This window comes from Mesorhizobium sp. P2_D6 (assembly GCF_056404315.1).
This window is the reverse complement of sequence record NZ_JBFUEG010000008.1, coordinates 46,214-70,130: the sequence shown is the minus strand read 5'-3', so window position 1 is coordinate 70,130 and position 23,917 is coordinate 46,214. Positions and strand designations below refer to the sequence as shown.

The window sequence follows — 23,917 nt, the reverse complement described above, 5'->3', positions numbered from 1 at the left end:
GACAATTGCTTCCGCAATTGCGCGGAGGTAAATCCGCGCCATGGACCGTACTGAAAACCTTGTCCTCAAAGACCCAGAGCCGCGCATCCATCCGACCGCGGAGCTGAAGGCGTGCAAGCTCGGCCGCTATGCCTCGATCGGCGAGCGGGTGGTGCTGCGCGAGGTCAATGTCGGCGATTTCTCCTATTTCGAGCGCCACGCCGAGGCGATCTACACGACGATCGGCAAATTCTGCTCGATCGCCGCCAACAGCCGCATCAACGCGCTGGAGCATCCGATCGAGCGGGTCACGCAGCACAAGCTCAGCTACCGCCCGAACGAGTATTTCCGCTGGCTGGGTGTCGATGCCGCGTTTCGCGCACGGCGGCAGGCAAAGGCCGTCAGCATCGGTAACGATGTCTGGATCGGCCATGGCGCGGTCATCATGCCCGGCATCAGCATCGGCAATGGCGCCATCGTCGGCGCCAATGCTGTGGTGACCAGGGATGTGCCGGCCTATGCGATCGTCGCCGGCGTGCCGGCCAAGCCATTGCGCCGGCGTTTTACGCCTGAGATCGCGGCGCGGATCGAAAGCCTCGCCTGGTGGGACTGGCCCCCGGAAAAACTCGCCAAAGCGGTTCCCGACATGCAGGCCTTGCCGATCGAGCATTTTCTCGACCGCTGGGAGCAAGAGCGCTCCTGAGCGCGGCGGTCGGGTTAGCATGCCGCCAGCTCTCGCCGCGCGTGCGCGTCTTCATCGACTGGCTGGTCGATATCCTGGCGCCGAAATTCTGAGACAGTGCGGCTGTCGCTTCCGGGATGGCTCTCAGGCAGGAACCCCTTCCGCTATGCGGGGGTGGCGCAGCGGAAGGGGCTTTGTAGATAAACCGCTGTGAAGCGGAAGGAACAGGCTCTCCGGCCTGCATGGCGACTATGGCAGGAAACCCATAAGGCGGCTTTTCAGGGTGCTGCGCTTTTGGCGTGTATTCAATTGTAGCCGCGATATCGCTTGCGCCAGGGAACCGGGAGCGGCTGCCGGTTGTTTCTGGCTGGAGCGATGAATGCGGCTCCGATCGGCTGGGCCTCTTGAGGGATTTTTTGAATAATGGAAAAGCTGTTCACCAAGATCGCCAACACGGTTGCCCATCTGGCCGGGCTGCCGCTGACCTTTGTCGGCTGTTGCGCGATCGTCATCGTCTGGGCGGTCAGCGGACCGTTCTTCGGCTTCTCCGATACGTGGCAGCTCGTCATCAACACCGGAACGACGATCATCACCTTCCTGATGGTGTTCCTGATCCAGAACACCCAGAACCGCGACGGCGCCGCGGTCCAGGCCAAGCTCGACGAATTGATCCGGGTCGGCAAGGGCCACAACCATTTCATCGGCATCGAGCATCTGACCGAAACCGAGGTCGAGGAAATCAGGGACAAATGCGAACGCGCGGCAAAACGACATGACACCGAGCTCGCCGAACTGGCCGCCAAGAAAGCCGTGACCCAGAAGCGCACTGCGAAAAAGCGCGCTGCCTGAGTCCAGCTTTGCCTGAATTCGCTGCTCAGCGCTCCATGAAGGCCGCAAAAGCGTCCTTGTGGTCAGGGTGCCAGCGCGAGAGGGCAGGGCGGTTCTCGATGATGTCGCCGATCGCCCAGGCCATGCGTTTTTCGTCCGTCGGCCGCTTCACCTCATTGTCCGGGCAAAGGATGTAGAAATCGCCACGCATGAGGGAGGCCAGCATGAAGTCGATGACCTGCTCGCCGGTCCAGGCGCCGGCCGGTTTTTCGGTCGCGCCCTCGGTGATGCCGGTGAAGGTGAAGCCGGGAATGAGAAGATGCGCCGCGACCTTGGCGCCCGGTTCGTTGCGCAGTGCATGCGCCAGGCCTTCGGTGAAGGTTTTCAGCGCCGATTTGGAGACGTTGTAGGCGAGGTTGCCGGGCGGGGTGGTGATGCCTTGCTTGGAGCCGGTGTTGACGATCAGGCCTGGCTTGCCCGACGCCAGCATGGCTGGCGCGAAGGCCTCAACGCCGTGCACGACGCCCCAGAAATTGATGTCGATCAGCCGCTTCCAGGCGTCGCCGTTTTCCCAGGGCTTTCCCGGATTGTTGCCGACGCCGGCATTGTTCATCAGCAGCGAAACAGTGCCGAAGGCACTGTGCGTCTTTTCCGCCAGCCGGGCGAGCTCGTCGGCTTTCGAGACGTCGGTGGCGACGGCGAGCACGGCATCCTCGCCGGCGATCGCGGCGACCGCCTGGCGGGCCGCATCGAGGCGCGCACCGCCGATGTCGGCGAGCACCAGTCTCATGCCCATCGCCGCAAGCCTCTTGGCCGCGGCAAGGCCGATGCCGCTGGCGCCGCCGGTGACAACGGCGACATTGCCTGGGCTGAGGGAGGGCAGAGCGGACTGGATTTCGGCATCGCTGGTCATGGTCAGGTCCTTGTTTTGGGGTTGCGCCGAACTTAGCGCCAGACGCGGCCCAGGCAAGCCCGTTGCCGTGGCTTCGGGTTGACCGGAGCGGTGGGCGCTGCGCATGCTGCCTGCCATCGAAGGAGATCGACCGATTGACCGACTGGATTGCAATCCTGAAGGAGCAGACCGCCACCGGTGACCAGATGGGCCGCGAGGTGCCGCAGATGCTGGCCAATCCCGATATCAGCGAAGCCCAGGTGAAGACGCTGTTTTCGGCGTTGGAAAAACAGGCTGAGTTCGTCGAGAAATTGCGCATGGCGCTGGAGAAATTCGGCCACGACTTTTCGATCATCAAGGCGGCGGAGCGGCTGGAGGAGCGCTATGCCGACCTCGCGGCGTCGGTTGCCGAAAAGCTGAAGGCCATGCGCAAGTAGCGCCAGCTACTTTTCGATCACCCTTGAAAACCGCGTATCCGGCACGAACCAGACGGCAGCCACCAGAAAGTAGATCGCGACGCCGATCCACTGGTTGACGAACGTCAGCAGCACGGCTGTTATGTAAAGCGCCACCGAAATCTTGCCCTTGCGGTCACTGCCCAGCGCCTTGGCGAAGGCGGTCTCGTTGCCATGCAGATGGTGCAGCTTGGTCACAAGAATCCTGTAGGCGACCCCACACAGCACGAGGTCGACGCCATAGACGGCGACAGGAACCGGCGCGAAATGATTCTCGCCCATGAAGGCCGTGGTCGCCGGGATCAGCGACAGCCAGAACAGAAGATTGAGGTTTGCCCACAGCACGCGGCCGTCGACGCGTTGCACGGTGTGGAACATGTTGTGCAGATTGTTCCAGTAGATGCCGACATTGATGAACGACAAGACATAGCTGAAGAAGATCGGCCACAGCGGCGCCAGCGCGGAAAGATCCTCGCCATGCGGCACTTTCAGCTCCAGCACCATGATGGTGATGATGATGGCGACGACGCCATCCGTGAATGCCTCGACCCTGCCTTTACCCATGGTTCCTCCCTCTCGTTGGACGGACGTTACGGGAGGATTTCGTGCAAGACCATCCTGACAAGATTGTCAGGAGCGGGTTCGGCAGGCGGAACGGCAATCCTTACATAGACGTTGGGCTTCGATCGGGGCGTTGGGGCAACTGGCCGGAGTTTGCTATGACCAGCTATGCCGAGACGACGACACGCGGCCATGAACGCGGCGGCCGTGCCGCGATGACTGCGGTTGCCGCCATGATCGCGGCGCTGTTCGCCGGCAGCACGGCGCTGACGCCGCTTTACATCATCTACAAGCAGGCTTTCGGTTTCTCGCAGATCACGCTGACGCTGGTCTACGCCGTCTATGTCGTCGGCAATCTCGGCGCATTGCTGATGTTCGGACGCTTGTCCGACGGCATTGGCCGCCGTCCTGCGGCGCTGGCATCGATGGCGGTGGCGGTGGTAAGCGCGCTGGTGTTCCTCCTGGCCGAGAATGTCGCCTGGCTCGATGCGGCCCGCATCCTGAGCGGCCTTGGCATAGGCATCGGTGCGGGAACAGGCACGGCCTGGCTTGCCGAGCTGATCGAAGGCAAAGACAAGTCGCGCGCGGCTGTCATCGCCACCAGCACCAACTTCGTAGGCCTTGGCCTTGGCGCGCTGGCCTCTGGGCTGCTCGCCGAATATGCGCCCTGGCCGCTCAGGCTGACGTTTACGGTCTATCTGGCGGTGCTTGTCGTGGTAACGCTGCTGATCTGGCGCACGCGTGAAACCGTCTTGCAGCCTGGGCGACTGGCCGATGTTTCGCTGCGGCCACGGCTGTCGGTGCCTGCCGATATCCGCGCCGCCTTTGTGGCGCCGGCGGTGACCGGCCTCGGCGCCATGGCGCTGGTCGGCTTCTATGCAGCGCTGGCGCCGAGCATTCTGGCGCAGCAGCTGCATGTAGCCAACCATGCCGAAGCAGGCGGGCTGTTCTTCGAACTGTCGATCGTGGCCGCAGCCACAATTCTGGCCACGACCAGACTGCCCAGCCGTGCCGGCATGCTGGCGGCGCTGGCACTGATGATCCCCGCAGTGGCGCTGGTCGTCGCGGCTCAGTTTTTTGCCTCGATGTCGCTGATGATTGTCGCCACTACTCTCTGCGGCGTGGCGGCCGCGCTCGGCTATCGCGGCGGCTTGCAGGTGGTGAACCAGATCGCGCCGGCCGACCGTCGCGCCGAAGTGGTGTCGGCGTTCTTCATCTGCTGCTTCTGCGGCAATGCGCTGCCGGTCATCGGCATCGGCCTGTTGTCGAACTGGAGCAGCCCGACGACGGCAAGCCTGGCCTTTGCCGGCATGATCACTCTCTTCTCCGTAATCGCATTGGGGTTCGGCGCAAAATACGCGCGCTGAGAATCACCCGTTAGGCGTCTCGGGGGCCATGTTGGCTCGCTGGCGCGGTATGCCGAGGCCGGTGTCGGGCGGCTCGCCGGCGGCCGGACGGTCCTCGATCATGTGCATGGTGCGCCAGCGGCCGAAGCGATAGTAGGCGGCGGCCAGCACCAGCGAGGTGATCGAGCCCGCCGGAAAGCTCCACCACAGCGCCTCCTGGCCGATGTAGCTGCGGAAGAAATAGGCAAAGCCGGTGCGCACGACCAGCACCGAAATCACCAGGATGATCAGCGGCGGCATCACGGCACCTGTCGCGCGCACGGTGGCGAACAGCACGATGGTGATGCCGAACAGGATGAACGACCAGGACGCCACCTTGTTGATATGGGCGGCAATGTCGATCGCCGTGCTGTCGCCGCTGAGGAACAGGCCGAGCACCGGCCTGTCGAAGAAGAACAGCAGCGCCACCAGTGAGCCGGTGAGCACCAGGTTGAAGCCGACGCCGGAGGCGGCGACCTTGCCGATGCGGTCCCAGCGCCCGGCGCCGACATTTTGCGCCGCCATCGACGACACCGCGGCGCCGATGGCCAGCGCCGGCATCTGGATGTACGTCCACAGCTGCGCGGCGATGCCGTAGGCAGCAGCGACCTGCGAGCCGTAGGAATTGACGATGCCCATCACCGTCAGTGCGGCCGCCGAAATCACGATCATCTGCAGGCCCATCGGCACGCCCTTGAAGACGACGATCCGGAGCAGCGTCGGGTCGGGCCGCAGCAGAGCGAGGTCGGCGCCGGCGATCCTGAGCGGATGCTTGCGCGCATAAAGCACCACGAGGATGGCGATCACGCTCACCGTCTGGCCGACCAACGTCGAGGTGGCGGAGCCGGCAATGCCGAGCTCGGGGAAGGGGCCGATGCCGCGGATCAGTAGCGGATTGAGCACGATGTCGAGCACGACGGCGAGCGCCATGAAGAAGAACGGCGTGCGCGAATCGCCCGCACCCCGCAGCACCGTCATGACGAAGGACAGAAGGTTCATCATCGGCACGGCGACGAAGATAATGCGCAGATAGGAGCGCGCCAGCGGCAGCGCATCTGGTGGGGTGCCAAGCGTGTTGAGAATGGCGTCGACCCAGATCCAGCCGCAGACGGCGAAGACCACCGAGACGAGGAAGAAGAAGGTGGCGCTGGTGCCGACGATGCGCCGCGCCTCGGGCAAATCGCGGGCACCGACCGATTGCGCCACCAGTATGGTCGCCGCCATGCCGATGCCGAACACCGTGCCGAGGATGAGGAACAGCACCAGATTGGCGTTGGACGTCGCGGTCAGCGCCGATTCGCCGAGAAAGCGGCCGACCCAGACGGCGTTGATCGAACCGTTGAGCGATTGCAGCACGTTGGAGCCGAGCACCGGCAGCGCGAACAAAAGCAGCGTGCGCGGGATTGGGCCGCTGGTGAGGTCGACGGGGCGCCGGCGCGCGGGCATTTTTTCGTCCATGGGCTGCTCGGCGAAGGTTCATCTCAAAGTCCGCCCGGCAATGATTGCCGATTTGACTGGCAAGGTCGATGCGCCATCGGAACATTCCGCCCGGCTGCCTCGCGCCAATCAGGTTCTCAAAGCATCCGGAATGGGCTATGGATCGACGCCGCGTGGGGCCGCAAACCGGGGGGATCATGTCCGGCAATCCGCTTTTTTCCGAGCGCCTGAACCGGCGCGCGTTTCTTGGGGCATCCGCCTTGGGCGCCGCTTCCGTGGCGCTTTCGGCCTGCACAACCACGGACGTGGCGCCGCCGCCGGTGGCAGCGCCGCCGCCTCCAAGCGATTCGGCTTTCGACGCTGCCGAAAGCATGTACGCGGCACGCGTCGACGAAGGCTTTTCGCTGCCGGCGATCCCCATATCCAAGCTCGATCCGAAGTTCGTGCGCCAGATCGTGACCGACCCGACCGGCGAAAAACCGGGCACCATCGTCGTCGATACGTCGGAGCATTTCCTCTATCAGGTGCGCGATGGCGGCAAGGCGATCCGTTACGGCGTCAGCCTAGGCAAGGCCGGGTTCGGCTGGACCGGCAGCGCCGTGGTCCAGGCGCGCAAGAAGTGGCCGGTGTGGACGCCGCCGCCGGAAATGATCCAGCGCCGCCCCGAGCTGGCGAAATACAAGGACGGCATGCCGCCGGGACCGCAGAGCCCGCTCGGCGCCCGCGCGCAGACGGCAAGGACACGATGTACCGGCTGCATGGCACGCCGGAATGGGATTCCATCGGCAAGAACGCATCGTCTGGCTGCGTGCGGTTCATGAACCAGGACATCATCGACCTCTACAGCCGGGTCAACGGCGTAACCCAGGTCCACGTGCGCGCGAACTTTTCGATCGCCGGGGAGAGCTCCGCCGTGTCGAACAGGACCGCCGAGCCGATCGATGCCGGCGTGCCGAGGGATGCAGAGATCTTGAAATAGGCGTCAGCGGTATCGCTGATCGCCGCTAAAAAAGCGGACGCGCCCGGCGCGTCCGCTTTTTTCTATTGTATGCGACTACTTCTTGGCGAGGCCCGGCAGCGTGACCTGATAGACCAGGAACATGGTGTCGACATCGGCGCCGTCTTCGGCCTTGTAGTGCGCGCCGACCTGGAAGCCGTCCTGGGCGAGGAAGTCATTGTCGTTGCCGACGAACAGGAAATAGTCGTCCGGCAGCGCCGGATCGAACACGCTGACCACCGACATCGCCTCCCACTTCTCCGACAGGTTGTTCTTGTCATTCGGCTTGCCGTCATGCAGGCCGAAGCGGCCGAGTTCCTTGTTGTCGTTGATGTCGATGAACGGCGTCAGCTTGGCCGGCGTCACTGAAGGGTCGAGCACGCCCTTGGGCGCCACAGGCTTGTCGGCGGCATCGAAGGCGCCGCCGGCAATGTCGGTCGCACCTGAGACGTCGACGACGAAGATCTGGCGCACCAGCGAGGTGTCGCCCTTCACGCCCTGGCCGCTGCCGCTGTCGCGCGCCAGCATCAGGAAGGTCTTGTCGGACAGCGCCACGATCTCGCTCTGCGCGGCGACCTTGGTCTTGCCCTTGCCGTCCTTGAACACCGGCAGCGGTATGACATATTCGTGCGCCAGCTTGAGATGGGCCGGGTCGGAGGCGTCATAGACCAGGGCGCGGGTGTTCTGGCGCGTCGCACCGGAATCGCCGCCATCCTGGCGCGGCGCCGACTGCAGCACCGCGATCAGCGACTTGCCGTCCGGCGTCAGCGCCATGCCTTCGAGGCCCTGGTTGTTCTGGCGGCCGGTCTCGGGATCCTTCGGATCTGGCTCGGCCGCGCCGGGGCCTGGATTGTCGGAGGCGAAGTTCGGCGTGCCCTTGCGCATCGGTACCAAGGCCGCCGGCGGCTGCGTTGCCGACAGCAGATGGCCCTCGGCCGAGAAGCGGTAGATGTTAGGGCCGTATTCGTCGGAGATGAACATGGTGCCGTCGGGCAGCCGGGCGATCGCCTCATTGTCGAGCGCCAGCTTGCCATTGGCCTCGGGCAGGATCGGCAGGTCGCCGCTTGCCGCGCGCACGCCGTTGAGCGGATCGAGGCCGGTGGCGTCAGCGCCCTTGTCGTCGGTGAGCAGCAGGGAATCGGCAAGCGTCGCCTTGACGCCGGTCTGTTCCTCGCCGGCGGCGGGTGTGGCACCCAGCGGGGTCGGCGTGAGCTCGATAGCGATAGTGTTGAGGCGCGGCCGGTAGTCGGTGGTGCCGACGACATTGTAGCCACGGTCCGGCAGCAGCCACAGCGAACCCTTGTAGCCGTTGGCGTCATGCGTCCAGCTTGCGGCGTCGATCGACATGCCGGAGCCGGAGCCGAAGGTCTCGCCGAACTTGTCCTTCAGGTCGGCCGGGAGGCGACCGACGCCGACCAGGCCCTTGTTGACGAAGCTGACGCCGCCGACGGTGGCGGTGCTATCGGCAAGGGCAGGGGTCAAAGCGGTAAACAGCGCCAATGCGGCGCCGAGCGACACGGTTCGGTGCGAGATTTTCATGGAGATCCTCTTTGTGACAAGCCTTCAAGCGGCCGAGACTGCAAAGGGCGTCGCGTCGCATCGACGATGTCGCCCCCGGCAAAGCGGTCTAGGACGCGAACATGATACTTGCGTGACAAGGCGTTCTGCCGGCCATTGGCATTCGGTGCTTGCCGTGCAGAAATGGCTGCATGCAGGAAACACTCATCGCGGTGGCCGTTTTCCTCTGCCTGACGGCGGCGCCGCTGGTCAGCATGGCTGTCTATGGCAAATTGCCCGCGCATCACCGCGAGGACGACACCAACAATGTGGTACGGCTGGCCGCCAACCTGTTCGTCGTCATGACCTCGCTGGTGCTTGGTCTCATGATCAACTCGGCCAAGAACACTTTCGAGTCGATCGACCGCAACGTACACACATATGCGACCGAGTTGATCCTTCTCGACCGGTCGCTTCGACAATATGGGCCCGAGACGGCCGAGGTCCGTCAGCCGCTGGTCGCTTATGTACAAAGACAGACCAACAACTGGACAGAAGCCAACGAAACACCCCTCGTCGCCAACCGGCTGTCTGAACGTCTGTTGACCGAGATCAGCACACGATTGACCGCTCTGCAGCCTGCTGACGCAGCGCATGGTTCCCTGCTGGAGGACGCCCACCAGCATCTGCAGAAGGTGGTGGAACTGCGCTGGGCTTTGATCGAGCAATCGGAAGGTACCATCCCGCGGCCGCTGATCGTTATGCTCGTTGCCTGGCTGGTGCTGATCTTCGCCAGTTTCGGTTTCAGGGCGCCGCGAAATGCCATCACCATAGAGACGTTCGTGGTGTCGGCAGCGCTGATTGCCGGGGCGCTTTACCTGATCCTCGATATGGATGTGCCGTTCTCCGGCCCGATCCAGATTTCGTCGGCGCCTTTGCAGAGGGCTTTGGTCGAATTGCAGCAGTGAGGCGGAACCCGCGGCGCTCCAACGCATTCCTGGATACGGCTGGATTTGCCGGTCCATTTGCGGGAGGGCGACATGGGTTTCGATCAGTATCACGAGCCGCCGGAAGAACTGACGCAGAAGGTGCGGACCTTCGCCCGCATGATTACCTCGCTGATCGAGGAGGCGGAGGCGATCAGCTGGTACGAACAGCGCATGTCGGTGGAAAAGGACCCGCAGGCCAAGGCGATCATGAAAAACGCGCAAGGCGAGGAGTTCAAGCATTTCGGCATGGATCTCGAATTCCTGCTGCGCCAGAAGAAAGACTGGCGGGCGGAGCTGAAGGAAATCCTGTTCACCACCGGCGACATCGTCAAGGCTGGCGAGAAGGGCGAGAAGAAGGTGGATTGAGGCCGACCGGCCTACTTCCCGCGGCGGATCAATCGCTGTCGCGCGCAATCAGTTCCAGCGGCCAGACTTCGCGGATGATGCGCGTGCCTTCGGGGCCGGCGAAGGCGGGGAGCGAGGCCAGCAGCATTTCGGCCAGCCGCCGGCCCATGGGCTCCAGCGACGGACGGAAAGCGGTCAGCGCCGGCGAAAAGTAGCGGCAAAGCGGCGTGTCGACGATGACGATCACCGCGATGTCGTGGCCGGGCTTGATGCCCATCTCGGCCAGTGCCTTGCAGCCGCCGAGCGCCATTGCGTCATTGTTGAAGATGATGGCTGTGGGCCGGTCCTTGGAGAGCATCACGCGCGGCGTCACCTGGTAGCCTCCGGCCTCGTTGATGAAGCCGTCGGCGATCAGGCCGGAGTCGACTTCGATGCCGTGCCGCTTCAGCGCCTTGCGGTAGCCGTCGAGGAACAGGTAGCCGAAGTTGAGATCGAGCGAAGGGCGGATGGCGGCAATGCGGCGGTGGCCGCGCGCGACCAGCCGGTCGACGGCTTCATCACCCGCCCTCTCGAAATCGATATCGAGCGAAGGATAGGTGTCGTCGCCGGATTGGCTTCGGCCAAGCGTGGCGAAGGGAAAGCCCACCTTGCTGAGATAGTCGATCCGATCGTCTTCCCGCCGTGTATTGGCCAACACGACCGCGTCGGCCCGGCGCGTCTCAACCACGCGGCGCAGCCTCTCCTGCTGATATTGGCCGGGCTCACCCATGACGACCATCAGATCCAGGTCATACTCGGCGAGCCGCGCCTGCAGACCGGTCAGGAACGGGATGAAGAACGGTTCGCCATATTGCTGGTCGCCGGGATGCGGTTGCAGCATGAAGGCGATCGAATGGGTGGCACCCTGTCTGAGGCTTCGGCCCGACTGGTTCGGCGAGTAGTTCAGCTGCTTGGCGGCGGCGAGCACGCGCTGGCGGGTGTCGGCATTGACGTCGGCGCGGCCGTTCAGCGCCCGCGACACGGTGCCGATCGAAATGTTCAGGTGACGCGCAAGGTCGTGGATGCTGGACGCCAAGGACTTCTCTCCGCCAACCCTTGGCTAGCACCGGCTGCCGCTCAGGCCAAGGCTTCGGGATGATTTTTGCATGCAGCCGATTGACATTCTACGCCATCCGGTGTGTTCTCGTAAACGTTTACGGAAAAACGTTTACGGTGATGCCGTGGATGCCGTGACATTCGGTCTGGAGGGACCGGACGGGAGGAATGCCGGATGATGAATGCCGTCCTCGTCGGCTGCGGTGCGATGAGCAAGGCCTGGCTCGATGCCGCAAGGCAAATCGACGGGCTCGCCATTGTCGGCCTTGTCGATCTCGACGCCGAACGGGCGAAGGCAAGGGCGCGCGAATACGGGCTGGACGGCGCCGTCATCGGCACCAGCCTCGACGCTGTGCTCGGCCAGACAAGGCCGGACGCGGTGTTCGATGTCGTCGTTCCCGCCGCCCGCCGTGATGTCGCCTTTGCCGCCTTTGCCCACAATTGCCATTTGCTCACCGAAAAGCCGCTCGCGGATACTCCGGAAAACGCCCGCGCCATCGTCGAGGCGGCGAGCCGCGCGGGGCGCGTCCATGCCGTCGTGCAGAACCGGCGCTATGTCGCCAATGTCCGGCGCATAAGGCGGTTTCTGGATTCCGGCGCCATCGGCAAGCCGACCAGCATCCATGCCGATTTCTTCATCGCCCCGCATTTCGGCGGCTTTCGCGAGGAGATGGCGCATGTGCTGCTGCTGGACATGGCGATCCACACCTTCGATGCCGCCCGCTACATGGTCGGCGGCGAGCCCGCCGGCGTCTATTGCCAGGAATGGGAGCCGGCCAATTCCTGGTATCGGCAGGGCTCGTCGGCCAGCGCCGTCTTCGATCTCGGCGGCGGCAAGATTTTTACTTACGCCGGCTCCTGGTGCGCCGACGGCTTTCGCACCAGCTGGGAAGGCAGCTGGCGCATCATTGCCGAGCGCGGCAGCCTGACCTGGGATGGCAGTGATGCGCTGAAGGCGGAAGTGGTGGCGCCGGGCCGCGAGGGGATTTTCGACAAAACGCAGGCGATCGACGTGCCGGCGCTCGATCCGGCCGACCGCGTCGGCGGTCATCTCGGCATCATCAGGGATTTCATCCACGCCATCGAGACCGGCAGCGAGCCGGAGACGCGCGGCGCCGACAACATCAAAAGCCTGGCCATGGTTTTCGGCGCCATCGAAAGCGCCGAGACCGGGCGGCGGGTAGCGATTACACAGGGAACATAGTGATGCCAAATCCGCTTCTCGACATCCGGATCGGCACCATGGTGCGGGCCAATCTCGAAGACCCGGCTGCCTACATCAAAGAGATTCTGCCGCTTGGGTTCGAAAGCATCCAGCCCTTCTTCTGGCAGACGCTGGGCGGCAAGGACTTGCCGCGGCTGGCCGGCCAGATTCGCGAGGCGATCGGCGATGCCGATGTCAGCGTGTCCTCGCTCGGCGTGTTCGGCAATCCGCTGGAGGATGGCGAAGTCGATCGCGGCGTGCTCGCGGCCTGGGAAACCGTCATCGACAATGCGCATCTGTTCGGTGCCTCGATGGTCAGCGGCTTCACCGGTCGCCTGCGCGGCAAGAAGCTGACCGACAGCCTGCCGCGCTTCCGCGAGGTCTGGGGCCCGCTGGCAAAACGCGCCGCCGACAAGGGCGTTCGGATCGCCTTCGAAAATTGCGCCATGGACGGCAACTGGGCGGCCGGCGACTGGAACATCGCCCACAATCCCGATGCCTGGGAGCTGATGTTCAACGAATTGCCCGACGACAATCTCGGGCTGGAATGGGAGCCCTGCCATCAGCTCGTCTACCTGATCGATCCGATGCCGCAGATCCGCAAATGGGCGCCGCGCATCTTCCATGTCCATGGCAAGGACGCGACAGTGCGCTGGGATGTGCTCCGCGAGCACGGCGTGTTCGGCCGGCTGCCTTTCGTGCAGATGCGCACACCCGGCTTCGGCGACAGCGACTGGACGCGGGTGATCAGCGAATTGCGGCTGGCCGGCTACAAGGGCGCCATCGACATCGAGGGCTGGCACGATCCGGTCTATCGCGGCGATCTCGAGATCACCGGCCAGGTGCGCGCGCTCGACTATCTCAAGCAATGCCGGGGAGGTGCGACCTATCTGCCGAACCCGGTGTGACGGAGCGGCCGGCGGGAGGAGCCGGCCTGAACAGTTTGCCAAGCACTACTGACAAGCGAATGTCGAAAACCCCTCGGCTCACCGAGGACAAAAGGGAGGAACGTGCATGAGCATCGCAATGAGAACGACACTTCTGCGCTCGACCGTCGTGGCCGCCGCCACCGCGCTCTGCGCCGCCATCTCCACCTTGCCGGCGCGGGCGCTTGACGCCCAGTGGTGCAAGGATGTCCACATCCGCTTCTTCGTCGGCGGCGCCGAGGGCGACGCTTTCGGCACCATCGTCTATAATGGCGCCAAGCAGGCGGCGGCCGATCTCGGGCCGAAGGTCGACTACATCTTCTCGCAGTGGGACGTCGAGAAGATGGTGCAGCAATTGCGCGAGGCCGTCGCCGTGAAGCCAAACGGCATCGCCATGATGGGCCATCCGGGCGACGCCGCGATAATGCCGCTGGCCGAGCAGGCGCATAAGGACGGCATCAAGATGATGTACCAGAACGTGCCGGTGCCGAAGGTGGTGGAAGCGTTCGGCGGCGGCTATGTCGGCGCCCAGCAGGAGCAGCAGGGCCGCGCGCTCGGCGCCGAAGCGTTCAAGCTGGGCAAGCTCAAGTCCGGCGACAAGGCGATCATGATCGGCCCGTTCGAGAACGAGGCCCGCGGCGCGCGCGAGCGCGGCACGGTGGCCGCGCTCAAGGAGGCCGGCGTCGAGGTCATCCAGCTGTCGTCGCCGCCGAGCGGCGAATGGGCGTCCGACCCCAATCTGGCGATCCCGGTGATCACGGCAGCGCTGCTCAACAATCCTGACGTCAAGGCGGTCGGCTATCCCGGCGGCCAGATGCTCGGCAATGTCGCCACCTACATGCAGGCGGCAGGCCGCAAGCCCGGCGACATCTTCAATTTCGGCTTCGACACCAGCCCGCAGATCGTCGAGGCGTTCAAGGGCGGCTGGGTGCAGCTGACGGCCGACCAGCAGCCGTTCCTGCAGGGCTACCTGCCGATCCTCAGCCTGTGCCAGCAGGTGGTGCTGGGCCTGGCGCCGATGAATGTCGACACGGGCGCCGGCTTCGTCACGCCGCAGAATTACGAGATCGTCGCCGAGCTCGCCAAGCAGGCGCTGCGCTGACCTCCCAAGCTGTCGGCTGGGCCTGAGCCCAGCCGGCAGGACCGCTGGCGAGAATGCCAATAAGCGACAATGAACGCGAGGATCGCCATGGCCGAACGCATCATCGAACTGCGCGACATCAGCAAATCCTACGGCCAGGTCTATGCGCTGGGCGGGGTCAATCTCTCCGTCGACCGCGGCGAGGTGGTTGGCCTCATCGGCGACAATGGCGCCGGCAAGTCGACGCTGATCAAGATCCTGTCGGGCGTCGTCAAGCCGACCAGCGGCGAGATCCTGGTGCGCGGCAAGCCGGTCACCGGCTGGAGTGCGGCGCGCTCGCGCGACGCCGGCATCGAAACGGTGTTCCAGGACCGGGCGCTGGCGGTGCAGCAGACCATCGTGCGCAACATCTTCATGGGCCGCGAACTCACCGGCTTCATGGGCTTTCTGAGGGTTAACAAGGAGATCGAGGAGGCGAGCCGGCTGATGCGCGAGATCGGCTTCACCTCAAAGGTGTTCACGCCGCATTCGATCGTCGGCCAGCTCTCGGGCGGCGAACGCCAGGGCGTGGCGATCGCGCGCGCCATCTACAAGCAGGCGGAGCTTATCATCCTCGACGAGCCGACCACGGCGCTGTCGCTGACCGAGACCGCCAAGGTGTTCCACTTCGTGCGCCAGGTGCGGGCGAGCGGCCGCTCGATCCTGTTCATCGGCCACAACATCCACCATGTCTTCGACATTGCCGACCGCTTCGTGGTGTTGGACCGCGGCAAGGTGGCACTGACCGCCGACCGCGCCGAGGTCAAGTCGGCCGAGGATCTCATCAATTTCATGGAAGACGTCGCGCATCCCGGCGGATTGGCTGGCTTGCACGATGCCGGCGACGCGGAGAGGGCAATGCGATGAGCAAGACCATGGAACCCGATCTGCAGAGCCCGCTGGGCGGGGAGGCAGCGCGACCTGAGTGGAAACACCCGTCCGATCACTGGCTGCGCGGCTTCGTCATCGATAATCGCGCCGCTCTCGGCACGCTTGCCGTGTTCATCGTCATGATGGCGGTGTTCCTGGTCGCCAACCCGACCGTGTTCACGACCTGGTATCTCTACAGTTCGGTGCTGACGACGCTGCCGGTCGCGCTGTTCGTGGTGGTGCCGCTGGTCTTCGTCGTCACCTGCGGCGAGATCGACCTGTCGTTTCCGGCAACGATGGGCTTTGCCTCCTGGGTGTTCGCGCTGGTGGTGCAGGCCGGCTATGATCCGTTCCTCGGCATTGCGGCAGCAATCGTCACCGGGACGCTGCTCGGCTTCCTCGTGGGATCGCTGGTGGTCTATGGCGGGCTGTCGTCGCTGATCGCCACGCTCGGCATGAACTTTCTGCTGCGCGGCCTGATCCAGATCATCAACGAAGGCAAGTCGACGGCGCTGACCGGCCTTGCCGACAGCTGGGCCTACAAGATCTTCTCCAGCCAGGTGTGGGGTATCCCGGTGCAGATCTTCTGGGCGCTCGCCTTCGTCGTTTTGTCAGCGATGCTCTACAACCGCCACCGCTTCGGCGCGCAGGTCAGGGTGGTCGGCGACAATCCCGACAGCGCCCAGCAGATGGGCATCGACGTCAAGCGTGTGCGGGTGAAGGTGTTCGTCTTCGTCGGCATCGGCGCTGCGATCGCCGGCACGTTTTCGGTGATGATCAACTTCACCTGGTGGCCAACGGCGGGCGACGGCTATCTCTTGCCGGTTCTGGCCTCGGTGTTCGTCGGCGGCACGCCGACCTGGGGCGGCATCGGCACGGTCGCCGGCGGAGCGATCGGCGCGGTCACCGTCGCCTTCATCCAGACCGGCGTGGTGGCGGCGGGGCTGAGCGGCTTCTATGTGCAGTTCTTCAACGGCCTGATCATCATCCTGTCGCTGCTGGGCCATAAGTGGAACCAGGCGAGGTACAGGTGAGCGGTCGGTAATTCCGGCTACTCACACCGCCGCGACGAACCCATCCAGCACGCGCTTTTGGCCGGCCTTGTCGAAGTCGATGGTCAGCTTGTTGCCTTCGATGGCGGATATGTTGCCGTTGCCGAATTTCTGGTGGAAGACGCGGTCGCCGACGCTGAAGGGGGACGGCGTGTCGGCGACGGATTTGGCGACCAGTTCGCCGTCGATGGTGCGGCCCTTGACCGAGGTGCGGCCGGCGCCGTAGCCGGAGTCGGTCTCGCCATAGCCGATGCGCTCGACCTGGTGGCCGGAGCGCGAGCCCCAGTTGCGGTCGGTCGCCTCGGTGCGGTTGGCCTGCGCGCGCTGCCAGCCCGGCGTCGCATAGGTGTTGGAGAAGGCGCCGGATTTTTCCGCGCCGACATTGTCGAAACGTGAGGCGCCATAGGGGTTCTGGCGGCCGCCACGACCGGAAGCAAACGAGCCGCCGCCATAGGAATTGCCGTAGCCGCCATAGGAGTTGCCGCTTTCGGCGACCTCGACATGGGCGTTCGGCAACTCTTCGAGGAAACGCGACGGGATGGTCGACTGCCACAGGCCGTGGATCTGGCGGTTGGAGACGAACCAGATATGCAGGTTCTTCTTGGCCCGCGTCAGGCCGACATAGGCGAGCCGGCGCTCTTCCTCCAGTCCGGAACGGCCACCTTCGTCGAGCGCGCGCTGATGCGGGAACAGGCCTTCCTCCCAGCCGGGCAGGAAGACGGTCTCGAACTCGAGGCCCTTGGCCGAATGCAGCGTCATGATGCTCACGGCATCGAGCCCGGCATTCTGCTCGGCATCCATGACAAGCGCGACATGTTCGAGGAAGGAGCGCAGCGACTCGTACTCCTCCATGGAACGGATCAGTTCCTTCAAATTTTCCAGCCGGCCCGGCGCTTCGGCCGAGCGGTCGTTCTTCCACATGTCGGTGTAGCCGCTCTCCTCCAGAATGGTCTCGGCGAGTTCGGTGTGCGGCGTGGTTTCAAGCGCCTTCTGCCAGCGCTCGAAATTGGCCGCGACTTCGCGCAAGGCGGCGCGCGGCTTCGGCTTCAGCTCGTCGCTTTCGGCGAGGTTGCCGGCCGCTTCCAGCATCGGGATGCGCAATGCTCGCGCCGTGTCGTGAATCTGGCGGATGGTGGCTTCGCCGAGACCGCGCTTCGGCACATTGACGATGCGCTCGAAAGCGAGGTCGTCGCCGCCATTGGCGACGACGCGGAAGAAGGCCAGCGCATCGCGGATTTCCATGCGCTCGTAGAAGCGCGGACCGCCGATGACGCGGTAATTGAGGCCGAGGGTGATGAAGCGGTCTTCGAAGGCGCGCATCTGGAACGAGGCGCGGACAAGAATGGCCATGTCGTTGAGATTGTGCTTGGCGCGCTGGTAGGTTTCGATGGTCTCGCCGACGGCGCGTGCCTCCTCCTCGGAATCCCAGGCGGCATGGACATGCACCTTCTCGTCGTCCTCGGCGACCTTTTCGGTGAACAGCGTCTTGCCGAAGCGGCCCTCATTGTGGGCGATCAGGTGCGAGGCGGTGCCGAGAATGTGCGCGGTCGAACGGTAATTGCGCTCCAGCCTGATGATGGTGGCGCCCGGAAAATCCTTGTCGAAGCGCAGGATGTTGTCGACCTCGGCGCCGCGCCAGCCATAGATGGACTGGTCATCGTCGCCGACGCAGCAGATATTCACGGTGGCGCGCTGGGATCCCTCCCCCTTGAGGGGAGGGTGGCCGGGCGAAGCCCGGTCGGGTGGGGTCCGTGCGGCAGCGCTCGACGGCCTGGTGGTGCCTTCTGCGGCGACCCCCTCCGCCCGCTTCGCGGGCACCTCCCCCTCGAGGGGGGAGGATTGCGGCCTTTGCGCCAAGAGCCGCAGCCACATGTATTGCGCGGTGTTGGTGTCCTGGTATTCGTCGACGAGGATGTATTTGAAGCGCTTGTGGTAGTCCTTCAGTACGTCCGGATTGGCGCGGAAGATCCGGATCGGATGGCAGAGCAGGTCGCCGAAGTCGCAGGCGTTGAGCGTCTGCAGCCGCTCCTGATAGGCCTTGTAGAGCTCGCGGCCCTTGCCGTTGGCAAAGCTGCGGGCGTCGCCCTCGGCGATATCGGCGGGGCCTTGGCCCTTGTTCTTCCAGCCGTCGATCATCTGCGCGAACTGCTTGGCCGGCCAGCGCTTGTCGTCCAGCCCTTCGGCCTGGATCAGCTGCTTGATCAGCCGCACGACATCGTCGGTGTCGAGAATGGTGAAATCGGATTTGAGCCCCGCGAGCTCGGCGTGGCGGCGCAGCAGCTTCACGCCGATCGAGTGGAAGGTGCCGAGCCACGGCATGCCCTCGACATTGCCTTCACCGATCAGAATGCCGATGCGCTGCTTCATCTCGCGCGCGGCCTTGTTGGTGAAAGTCACCGCCAGGATCTGCGAGGGGAAGGCTCGGCCGGTGGCGAGGATGTGGGCAATGCGGGTGGTCAAGACGCGGGTCTTGCCGGTGCCGGCGCCGGCCAGCACCAGGACCGGGCCTTCGGTGGTTTCCACCGCCAGCCGCTGCTCGGGGTTGAGGCCGCTGAGATAATCGGGCGCATCGTTGCGGCCGCTGCGGGCCGCCATGGCGCGCGCGGCGATCCCCGACGGGCCCGCGGGCCGCGCATTCGGTTCGTCAAAGAAAGGCATGTCTTCCGAAAAGCCGGACATCGTCCCCGAATGTAGTGATTCGGGAGCGAAAGACCAGCAGTGTCTACGTTTTGTTCTGGTTTGGAAGCCAGATTCCCGCGCGCCGTGCGAATATTATCGCCCCAGCGCCCGACAGCCTGTGCAAAACCTTTCGCCCGGCCTACCTGGCTGCTGCCCGCATACGCTCGCCGACCTTGTCGGCGACATAGACGGCATCCCGCGCCGCGCCATGGATCATGGTGGAAGAGGTCGAGTGCTGGAATGAAGATCGCAGACATAGAGGCCGCCAGGGGCGATCCGATCGCCCAGGTGCCGACCGATATGGTCGTTGCGCATGTCCAGCGCGCGACCGGTCAAAATCTCATGGATGTGCTGCACCGCTAAGCCGTCGCGAAAGGCGGTAAAAGGGACCTCCTTGTTCTCACCCTATGCTGGCAGGCCAAGCTTGACACACGCGGCCTGCGGGAGAAAGCTGGCGACAGGGCAGGGACGGCTGCCTGAGAGGCGCCGCAAAGCGCAACAGTCGAAGGAGTATCGTCTTGGCTGTGGTCATCACCTCCCTCATACTGTTCCTCATCGGCCTGGCACTTGGCGGCGGCGGCGTCCGGCTCGTGATGCTGGGCGGCAGCTGGTATTATGTCATCGCCGGTCTCGCCTTCCTGATAACCGCCTGGCTGTTCTTCCGGCGCAAGTCGACGGCGCTGTGGCTCTACGCTGCGATCGTGCTCTGCACGCTTGCCTGGGCGGTGTGGGAAATCGGCTTCGACTGGTGGGAACTCGGCCCGCGCGGCGGCGTCATCGTGCTTCTGGCGCTGTGGTTGCTGACGCCGTGGGCAAGGCAGGGCCTCACCGGCCCCGACGCGCGTGCGCCGCTCATCCTGGCCGTGCTCGCATCGCTCGCAGTGGCCGGCTATTCGATGACCGCCGATCCCAAGGACATCGCCGGCGAGCTCAGCGCCGACAAGGTAACGCCGGCCGCGGATCTCGGCGGCAACGTGCCTCCAGGCGAGTGGCACTTCTACGGCCGCACGCCCTATGGTCAGCGCTATTCGCCGCTCGACCAGATCACGCCGGACAATGTCGCCAAATTGCAGCCGGCCTGGACCTACCAGACCGGTGACGTCAAGGGTCCGGATGACATCGGCGAAACCACCTATCAGGTAACGCCGCTCAAGGTGGGCGACACGCTCTACATCTGCACGCCGCACAATTTCGCCATCGCCATCGATGCCGCGACCGGCAAGGAGAAATGGCGCTTCGACCCCAAGATCAAGCTCGACAAGGACCGCCAGCACCAGACCTGCCGTGGCGTGTCCTATTACGCCGATGCCAAGATCGCCGCAGGCCAGCCCTGCGCGACACGCGTCTATCTGCCGACCTCGGACGCGCGGCTGATCGCGCTTGATGCCGCCAATGGCCAGGTCTGCCCGTCCTTTGCCGAAGCCGGCACGCTGAACCTGTTGACCAACATGCCGTACCCGAAGTCGGGCTACTACTATTCGACATCGGCGCCGCTGATATCAGGCGGCAAGATCATCGTCGGCGGCGCGGTCAACGACAATTATTCGACCGAGGAACCGTCCGGCGTCATCCGCGCCTTCGATGTCGACACCGGCGCGCTTGTATGGAACTGGGATTCCGGTAATCCGGACCAGACGACACCGCTGGCGGTGGGCCAGACCTACACCCACAACTCACCCAACATGTGGTCGACACCGAGCGCCGACGAGAAGCTCGGCCTTCTCTACGTGCCCCTCGGCAACCAGACGCCGGACCAGCTCGGCGCCGGGCGCAGCGCCAATGTCGAAAAGTTTTCCTCCTCGATCACCGCGCTCGATCTTGCCACCGGACAATTGCGCTGGGTGCGCCAGACCGTGCATCACGACCTCTGGGACATGGACGTCCCGGCGCAGCCGACCCTGGTCGACATCACAACGGCTGCCGGCCTGGTGCCGGCGCTGGTCGGGCCGACCAAACAGGGCGACCTCTATGTGCTCGACAGGCGCAGCGGCGAACCGATAATCCCGGTCAAGGAAGTGCCGGCGCCAGGCGGCGCCGTCGAGGGTGATCACACCTCGCCGACGCAGCCGGTTTCGGATCTGTCCTTTAACCCGAAGCCGCTGACCGGCGCCGACATGTGGGGCATCACCATGTTCGACCAACTGGCCTGCCGGATCGAATTCCAGGGCCTGCGCTATGAGGGCCGCTATACCCCGCCTTCCGTGCAGGGGTCGCTGATCTATCCCGGCAATTTCGGCACCTTCAATTGGGGCGGCGTCGCCGTCGACCCGGTGCGGCAGGTGATGTTCGGCATGCCGACCTATCTCGCCTTCAAATCGCAGCTCATTCCGCGCGACCAGGTGCCACCGCCGGATGAAGGTCGCGGCAGCGAACAGGGGCTCAACCGCAATGAGGGTGCGCCATACGCAGTGGTGATGGGGCCGTTCCTGTCGCCACTCGGCGTGCCATGCCAGGCGCCGCCATGGGGCTATGTCGCAGGCGCCGATCTCAGAACCGGCAAGATCGCCTACAAGCACCGCAACGGCACCATCTACGACATGACGCCGTTGCCGCTGCCGCTGAAGGTCGGCGTTCCCGGCATTGGCGGGCCGATGATCACCGCCGGTGGCGTTGCCTTCCTGGGTGCGGCGGTCGACGACTATTTGCGCGCCTATGATGTGACATCGGGCAAGCAGCTCTGGCAGGCCAGGCTGCCGGCCGGCGGGCAGTCGACGCCGATGACCTACACCGTCGCCGATGGCCGCCAGTTTGTGGTCATCGTCGCCGGCGGCCATGGCTCGGTCGGCACCAAGCCGGGCGACTATGTGATGGCGTATACGCTGCCGAAGTAGATGGCCTAGAGTCCGAGATGGCCCTTCAGGCTCGGCACCGAGTCGAGCACTTCGTTGGTCAGCTGCGGCCCTGCGGCGGCTTCGGCCTGCTGGATCAGCGTGGTGCCGGCCTTCTGGATCTGCGCCATGTCGAGGCCGGAGGCTTTGAGCGCGGCGACACCGTTGATCAGCGCGCCGGTCTTTTCGCCAAGCACGCCGCCAAGCGCACCTTGCAGCGACGACAAGAAGCCACCACCGCCGGCAGGGGCGGCAGCCATGACGTCGTATTTCTGGGCGAGCGCGTCAGCGCCCGGGATCTTGGCAAAGAAGCTGGAGACGGTGGTGCCTTCGGCTTCATGTTCGAGCACCGAGAAGATGGTGCCGACGACCTTTTCGGTGACCGCCTGATCGAGGCCGGCTTTCTGCGAGACGATGGTCACGATGCTCTGGGCGTCCATGATATTTCCCCTCGGCTGTCAGTTAGCGGGTTTTCGAACGGCGCCGGTCGACCCGGACCTTCACCATCCGCTTGGCAGCTTCCGACGCGGCGGAGCGCAGGGCCAGCAAGGCGGCTGCGGCAACCACGAGCGCGCTTAAAAGGATCGGAGTAGACAAGGTCATGGCGTTGTTCCTTCTCGTCTGGCTGCCGCAACGGGCGAAGCCACAATCAACTTCCCCTGATATTGTGGCGGCACCATCAACATTCTCTGAAATGACCAAAATGTGATGGCCGCGCGGTGGGCGCAGCTGACTTGTGCCAAATGCACGGCCTGACGACGAAAGCGTCACTGATCCGTGACTGGACCGTGCGAGCTTGCACCCTATCTTGACCCGCAAGGTCATACCGGAGTGACCCGCAGGTCATCCCGGAGTGACCGTGAGGTCATCTCCTAGCGAGGAGCACGCCATGACGAAAGCCGCCGCCGAAGCCACCAAGCCTGCCATCACGACTCCTGCCATTAGCCAGGCGATGATCGATGCCTATGACGAATACACGCATCTGACGCTCGACCGCCGCCGCTTCATGGAACAGCTGACCAGGCTTGCCGGATCGGGCGCCGCAGCCGCCGCGATCGCGCCGCTGCTGGCCGCCAATTCGGCGCAGGCGGCAATCGTCGCCGACAACGATCCGCGGGTGAAGGCGCAGGATATTACCTATCCCGGCAGCAGCGGCGAGATGAAGGGCTATCTGGTCAAGCCGGCGGACCAGTCGGGCAAGCTCGGCACCGTCATCGTGGTGCATGAGAACAGGGGCCTCAACCCGCATATCAAGGATGTGGCGCGGCGGGTGGCGCTGGAAGGTTTCGTGGCGCTGGCGCCGGATTTCCTGTCGCCGCTCGGCGGCACGCCCGCTGACGAAGACAAGGCGCGCGACATGTTCACCAAGCTCGATGCCAGCCAGGTCACCGCCGATGGCCTGGCGACCATCGCCTATCTCAAGGGCGAGAAGGATGGCAATGGCAAGGTCGGCGCCGTCGGCTTCTGCTGGGGCGGCGGCGCGGTCAACGATTTGGCCGTCAATGCGCCCGATCTCGCGGCCGGCGTCGCCTATTACGGCATGCAGCCGAAGGCCGAGGATGCAGCGAAGATCAAGGCGGCGCTGTTGCTGCACTATGCCGGGCTCGACGAGCGCATCGACGCCGGCATCGATGCTTACAAGAAGGCGCTCGACGCGGCGCATGTCGAATACACCGTCTATGTCTATGACGGCGTCAACCATGCCTTCAACAACGACACATCGGCCGCGCGCTACGACAAAAAAGCCGCCGATCTGGCCTGGGGCAGGACGATCGCTTTCCTAAAGGCGAAGCTGGCTTAGCCTTTAAGTAGCCGTCGACGCCCATACGGTCTCGTGGGTGGTGCGCTCGCCGCTAGCTGCGGGTTGTCAAGAACAGGTGAAAAACGTCAGGCGTGGCCGCGTTTCATACGCGCCTGCTTCAGGATGGCGCGCCAGCGAATCATGTCGAACGGGATCGGTTCGTTGCTGTTGGCGATGTGGAAGATCTCGTTGTTGACGTTCTTCAACGAGCGCCAGAAATCATAGTCGGTGATGCGCGGATCGGCAGCCAGCCTGTCCACCTCGACCTTGATGTCGGTTTTCATGCACGTTCCTC

Annotated in this window: 24 protein-coding genes and 1 pseudogene; 16 read left to right on the top strand and 9 right to left on the bottom strand. The window is 64.3% G+C overall.

What is annotated here, in order from left to right; all coding sequences use genetic code 11:
• Window positions 1-40 precede the first annotated feature (40 nt).
• Together AC1D1L_RS18335 and AC1D1L_RS18330 are read left to right on the top strand one after the other, a co-directional pair.
• Window positions 41-682 carry a DapH/DapD/GlmU-related protein gene (locus AC1D1L_RS18335; RefSeq protein ID WP_477342894.1) on the top strand — a complete coding sequence of 214 codons (642 nt, stop codon included), beginning with the start codon at window positions 41-43 and terminating at the stop codon, window positions 680-682.
• A 402-nt stretch (window positions 683-1,084) separates the two neighbouring features.
• Entirely contained in the window at window positions 1,085-1,510 is a 426-nt protein-coding gene (locus tag AC1D1L_RS18330; protein ID WP_477342893.1) for a low affinity iron permease family protein, read from the top strand.
• A 25-nt stretch (window positions 1,511-1,535) separates the two neighbouring features.
• On the opposite strand, the gene AC1D1L_RS18325 is transcribed toward AC1D1L_RS18330, so the two are convergent.
• A complete protein-coding gene (locus tag AC1D1L_RS18325) occupies window positions 1,536-2,402 on the bottom strand; it encodes an SDR family NAD(P)-dependent oxidoreductase (RefSeq protein WP_477342892.1) in 867 nt (288 codons plus the stop codon).
• A 134-nt stretch (window positions 2,403-2,536) separates the two neighbouring features.
• Here AC1D1L_RS18325 and AC1D1L_RS18320 point away from each other — a divergent pair, with 134 nt between their 5' ends.
• A complete protein-coding gene (locus AC1D1L_RS18320; RefSeq protein WP_095773965.1) occupies window positions 2,537-2,818 on the top strand; it encodes a hypothetical protein in 282 nt (93 codons plus the stop codon).
• Window positions 2,819-2,824: 6 nt separating this feature from the next.
• Here AC1D1L_RS18320 and AC1D1L_RS18315 read toward each other — a convergent pair whose 3' ends face one another.
• A complete protein-coding gene (locus AC1D1L_RS18315; RefSeq protein ID WP_477342891.1) occupies window positions 2,825-3,400 on the bottom strand; it encodes a TMEM175 family protein in 576 nt (191 codons plus the stop codon).
• A gap of 155 nt (window positions 3,401-3,555) precedes the next feature.
• Between AC1D1L_RS18315 and AC1D1L_RS18310 the strand changes: the two genes are divergently transcribed.
• Window positions 3,556-4,764, top strand: a complete 1,209-nt coding sequence (locus AC1D1L_RS18310; RefSeq protein WP_477342890.1) for an MFS transporter — start codon at window positions 3,556-3,558, stop codon at window positions 4,762-4,764.
• Window positions 4,765-4,767: 3 nt separating this feature from the next.
• Here AC1D1L_RS18310 and AC1D1L_RS18305 read toward each other — a convergent pair whose 3' ends face one another.
• Entirely contained in the window at window positions 4,768-6,240 is a 1,473-nt protein-coding gene (locus tag AC1D1L_RS18305) for an MATE family efflux transporter (RefSeq protein WP_477342889.1), read from the bottom strand.
• 68 nt (window positions 6,241-6,308) lie between these two features.
• Between AC1D1L_RS18305 and AC1D1L_RS18300 the strand changes: the two are divergent.
• Both AC1D1L_RS18300 and AC1D1L_RS18295 read left to right on the top strand, forming a co-directional pair.
• A pseudogene (locus AC1D1L_RS18300) lies at window positions 6,309-7,036 on the top strand (L,D-transpeptidase); the annotation flags it as partial.
• Entirely contained in the window at window positions 7,037-7,198 is a 162-nt protein-coding gene (locus AC1D1L_RS18295) for a hypothetical protein (RefSeq protein ID WP_477343129.1), read from the top strand.
• Between the two features lie 75 nt (window positions 7,199-7,273).
• On the opposite strand, the gene AC1D1L_RS18290 is transcribed toward AC1D1L_RS18295, so the two are convergent.
• Window positions 7,274-8,755 carry an esterase-like activity of phytase family protein gene (locus AC1D1L_RS18290; protein ID WP_477342888.1) on the bottom strand — a complete coding sequence of 494 codons (1,482 nt, stop codon included), beginning with the start codon at window positions 8,753-8,755 and terminating at the stop codon, window positions 7,274-7,276.
• A gap of 170 nt (window positions 8,756-8,925) precedes the next feature.
• Between AC1D1L_RS18290 and AC1D1L_RS18285 the strand changes: the two genes are divergently transcribed.
• Entirely contained in the window at window positions 8,926-9,681 is a 756-nt protein-coding gene (locus AC1D1L_RS18285; RefSeq protein WP_477342887.1) for a bestrophin-like domain, read from the top strand.
• Window positions 9,682-9,753: 72 nt separating this feature from the next.
• Window positions 9,754-10,068 carry a ferritin family protein gene (locus tag AC1D1L_RS18280; protein WP_477342886.1) on the top strand — a complete coding sequence of 105 codons (315 nt, stop codon included), beginning with the start codon at window positions 9,754-9,756 and terminating at the stop codon, window positions 10,066-10,068.
• 28 nt (window positions 10,069-10,096) lie between these two features.
• On the opposite strand, the gene AC1D1L_RS18275 is transcribed toward AC1D1L_RS18280, so the two are convergent.
• The gene (locus AC1D1L_RS18275; RefSeq protein ID WP_477342885.1) at window positions 10,097-11,122 is read right to left on the bottom strand and encodes a LacI family DNA-binding transcriptional regulator; all 1,026 of its coding nucleotides are present in this window, start codon (window positions 11,120-11,122) and stop codon (window positions 10,097-10,099) included.
• A 195-nt stretch (window positions 11,123-11,317) separates the two neighbouring features.
• Between AC1D1L_RS18275 and AC1D1L_RS18270 the strand changes: the two genes are divergently transcribed.
• The 5 genes from AC1D1L_RS18270 (at window position 11,318) to AC1D1L_RS18250 (ending at window position 16,296) form a co-directional block, all read left to right on the top strand.
• Window positions 11,318-12,346 (top strand): Gfo/Idh/MocA family protein, encoded by a 1,029-nt coding sequence (locus AC1D1L_RS18270; RefSeq protein ID WP_477342884.1) that lies wholly within the window; start codon window positions 11,318-11,320, stop codon window positions 12,344-12,346.
• Window positions 12,347-12,348: 2 nt separating this feature from the next.
• Window positions 12,349-13,254, top strand: coding sequence for a sugar phosphate isomerase/epimerase family protein (locus tag AC1D1L_RS18265; RefSeq protein ID WP_477342883.1), 906 nt, complete (start codon window positions 12,349-12,351; stop codon window positions 13,252-13,254).
• 106 nt (window positions 13,255-13,360) lie between these two features.
• Window positions 13,361-14,374 carry a substrate-binding domain-containing protein gene (locus tag AC1D1L_RS18260; RefSeq protein ID WP_203278670.1) on the top strand — a complete coding sequence of 338 codons (1,014 nt, stop codon included), beginning with the start codon at window positions 13,361-13,363 and terminating at the stop codon, window positions 14,372-14,374.
• A gap of 87 nt (window positions 14,375-14,461) precedes the next feature.
• A complete protein-coding gene (locus AC1D1L_RS18255; RefSeq protein ID WP_477342882.1) occupies window positions 14,462-15,259 on the top strand; it encodes an ATP-binding cassette domain-containing protein in 798 nt (265 codons plus the stop codon).
• Window positions 15,256-16,296 (top strand): ABC transporter permease, encoded by a 1,041-nt coding sequence (locus AC1D1L_RS18250; protein ID WP_436260595.1) that lies wholly within the window; start codon window positions 15,256-15,258, stop codon window positions 16,294-16,296. Before AC1D1L_RS18255 ends, AC1D1L_RS18250 begins: the two co-directional genes overlap by 4 nt.
• 21 nt (window positions 16,297-16,317) lie before the next feature.
• On the opposite strand, the gene AC1D1L_RS18245 is transcribed toward AC1D1L_RS18250, so the two are convergent.
• On the bottom strand, window positions 16,318-18,993 hold the full coding sequence (locus AC1D1L_RS18245) for an ATP-dependent helicase (RefSeq protein WP_477342881.1): 2,676 nt from the start codon (window positions 18,991-18,993) through the stop codon (window positions 16,318-16,320).
• A 240-nt stretch (window positions 18,994-19,233) separates the two neighbouring features.
• Here AC1D1L_RS18245 and AC1D1L_RS18240 point away from each other — a divergent pair, with 240 nt between their 5' ends.
• Together AC1D1L_RS18240 and AC1D1L_RS18235 are read left to right on the top strand one after the other, a co-directional pair.
• Window positions 19,234-19,356 (top strand): hypothetical protein, encoded by a 123-nt coding sequence (locus AC1D1L_RS18240; protein ID WP_477342880.1) that lies wholly within the window; start codon window positions 19,234-19,236, stop codon window positions 19,354-19,356.
• 155 nt (window positions 19,357-19,511) lie between these two features.
• On the top strand, window positions 19,512-21,824 hold the full coding sequence (locus AC1D1L_RS18235) for a glucose/quinate/shikimate family membrane-bound PQQ-dependent dehydrogenase (protein WP_477342879.1): 2,313 nt from the start codon (window positions 19,512-19,514) through the stop codon (window positions 21,822-21,824).
• Between the two features lie 5 nt (window positions 21,825-21,829).
• On the opposite strand, the gene AC1D1L_RS18230 is transcribed toward AC1D1L_RS18235, so the two are convergent.
• Together AC1D1L_RS18230 and AC1D1L_RS18225 are read right to left on the bottom strand one after the other, a co-directional pair.
• The gene (locus AC1D1L_RS18230) at window positions 21,830-22,261 is read right to left on the bottom strand and encodes a hypothetical protein (RefSeq protein WP_477342878.1); all 432 of its coding nucleotides are present in this window, start codon (window positions 22,259-22,261) and stop codon (window positions 21,830-21,832) included.
• A gap of 22 nt (window positions 22,262-22,283) precedes the next feature.
• The gene (locus AC1D1L_RS18225; protein ID WP_162712035.1) at window positions 22,284-22,424 is read right to left on the bottom strand and encodes a hypothetical protein; all 141 of its coding nucleotides are present in this window, start codon (window positions 22,422-22,424) and stop codon (window positions 22,284-22,286) included.
• A 286-nt stretch (window positions 22,425-22,710) separates the two neighbouring features.
• Here AC1D1L_RS18225 and AC1D1L_RS18220 point away from each other — a divergent pair, with 286 nt between their 5' ends.
• Entirely contained in the window at window positions 22,711-23,622 is a 912-nt protein-coding gene (locus tag AC1D1L_RS18220) for a dienelactone hydrolase family protein (RefSeq protein ID WP_477342877.1), read from the top strand.
• An 86-nt stretch (window positions 23,623-23,708) separates the two neighbouring features.
• Here AC1D1L_RS18220 and AC1D1L_RS18215 read toward each other — a convergent pair whose 3' ends face one another.
• A complete protein-coding gene (locus tag AC1D1L_RS18215; protein WP_056582983.1) occupies window positions 23,709-23,906 on the bottom strand; it encodes a hypothetical protein in 198 nt (65 codons plus the stop codon).
• Window positions 23,907-23,917: the final 11 nt, after the last annotated feature.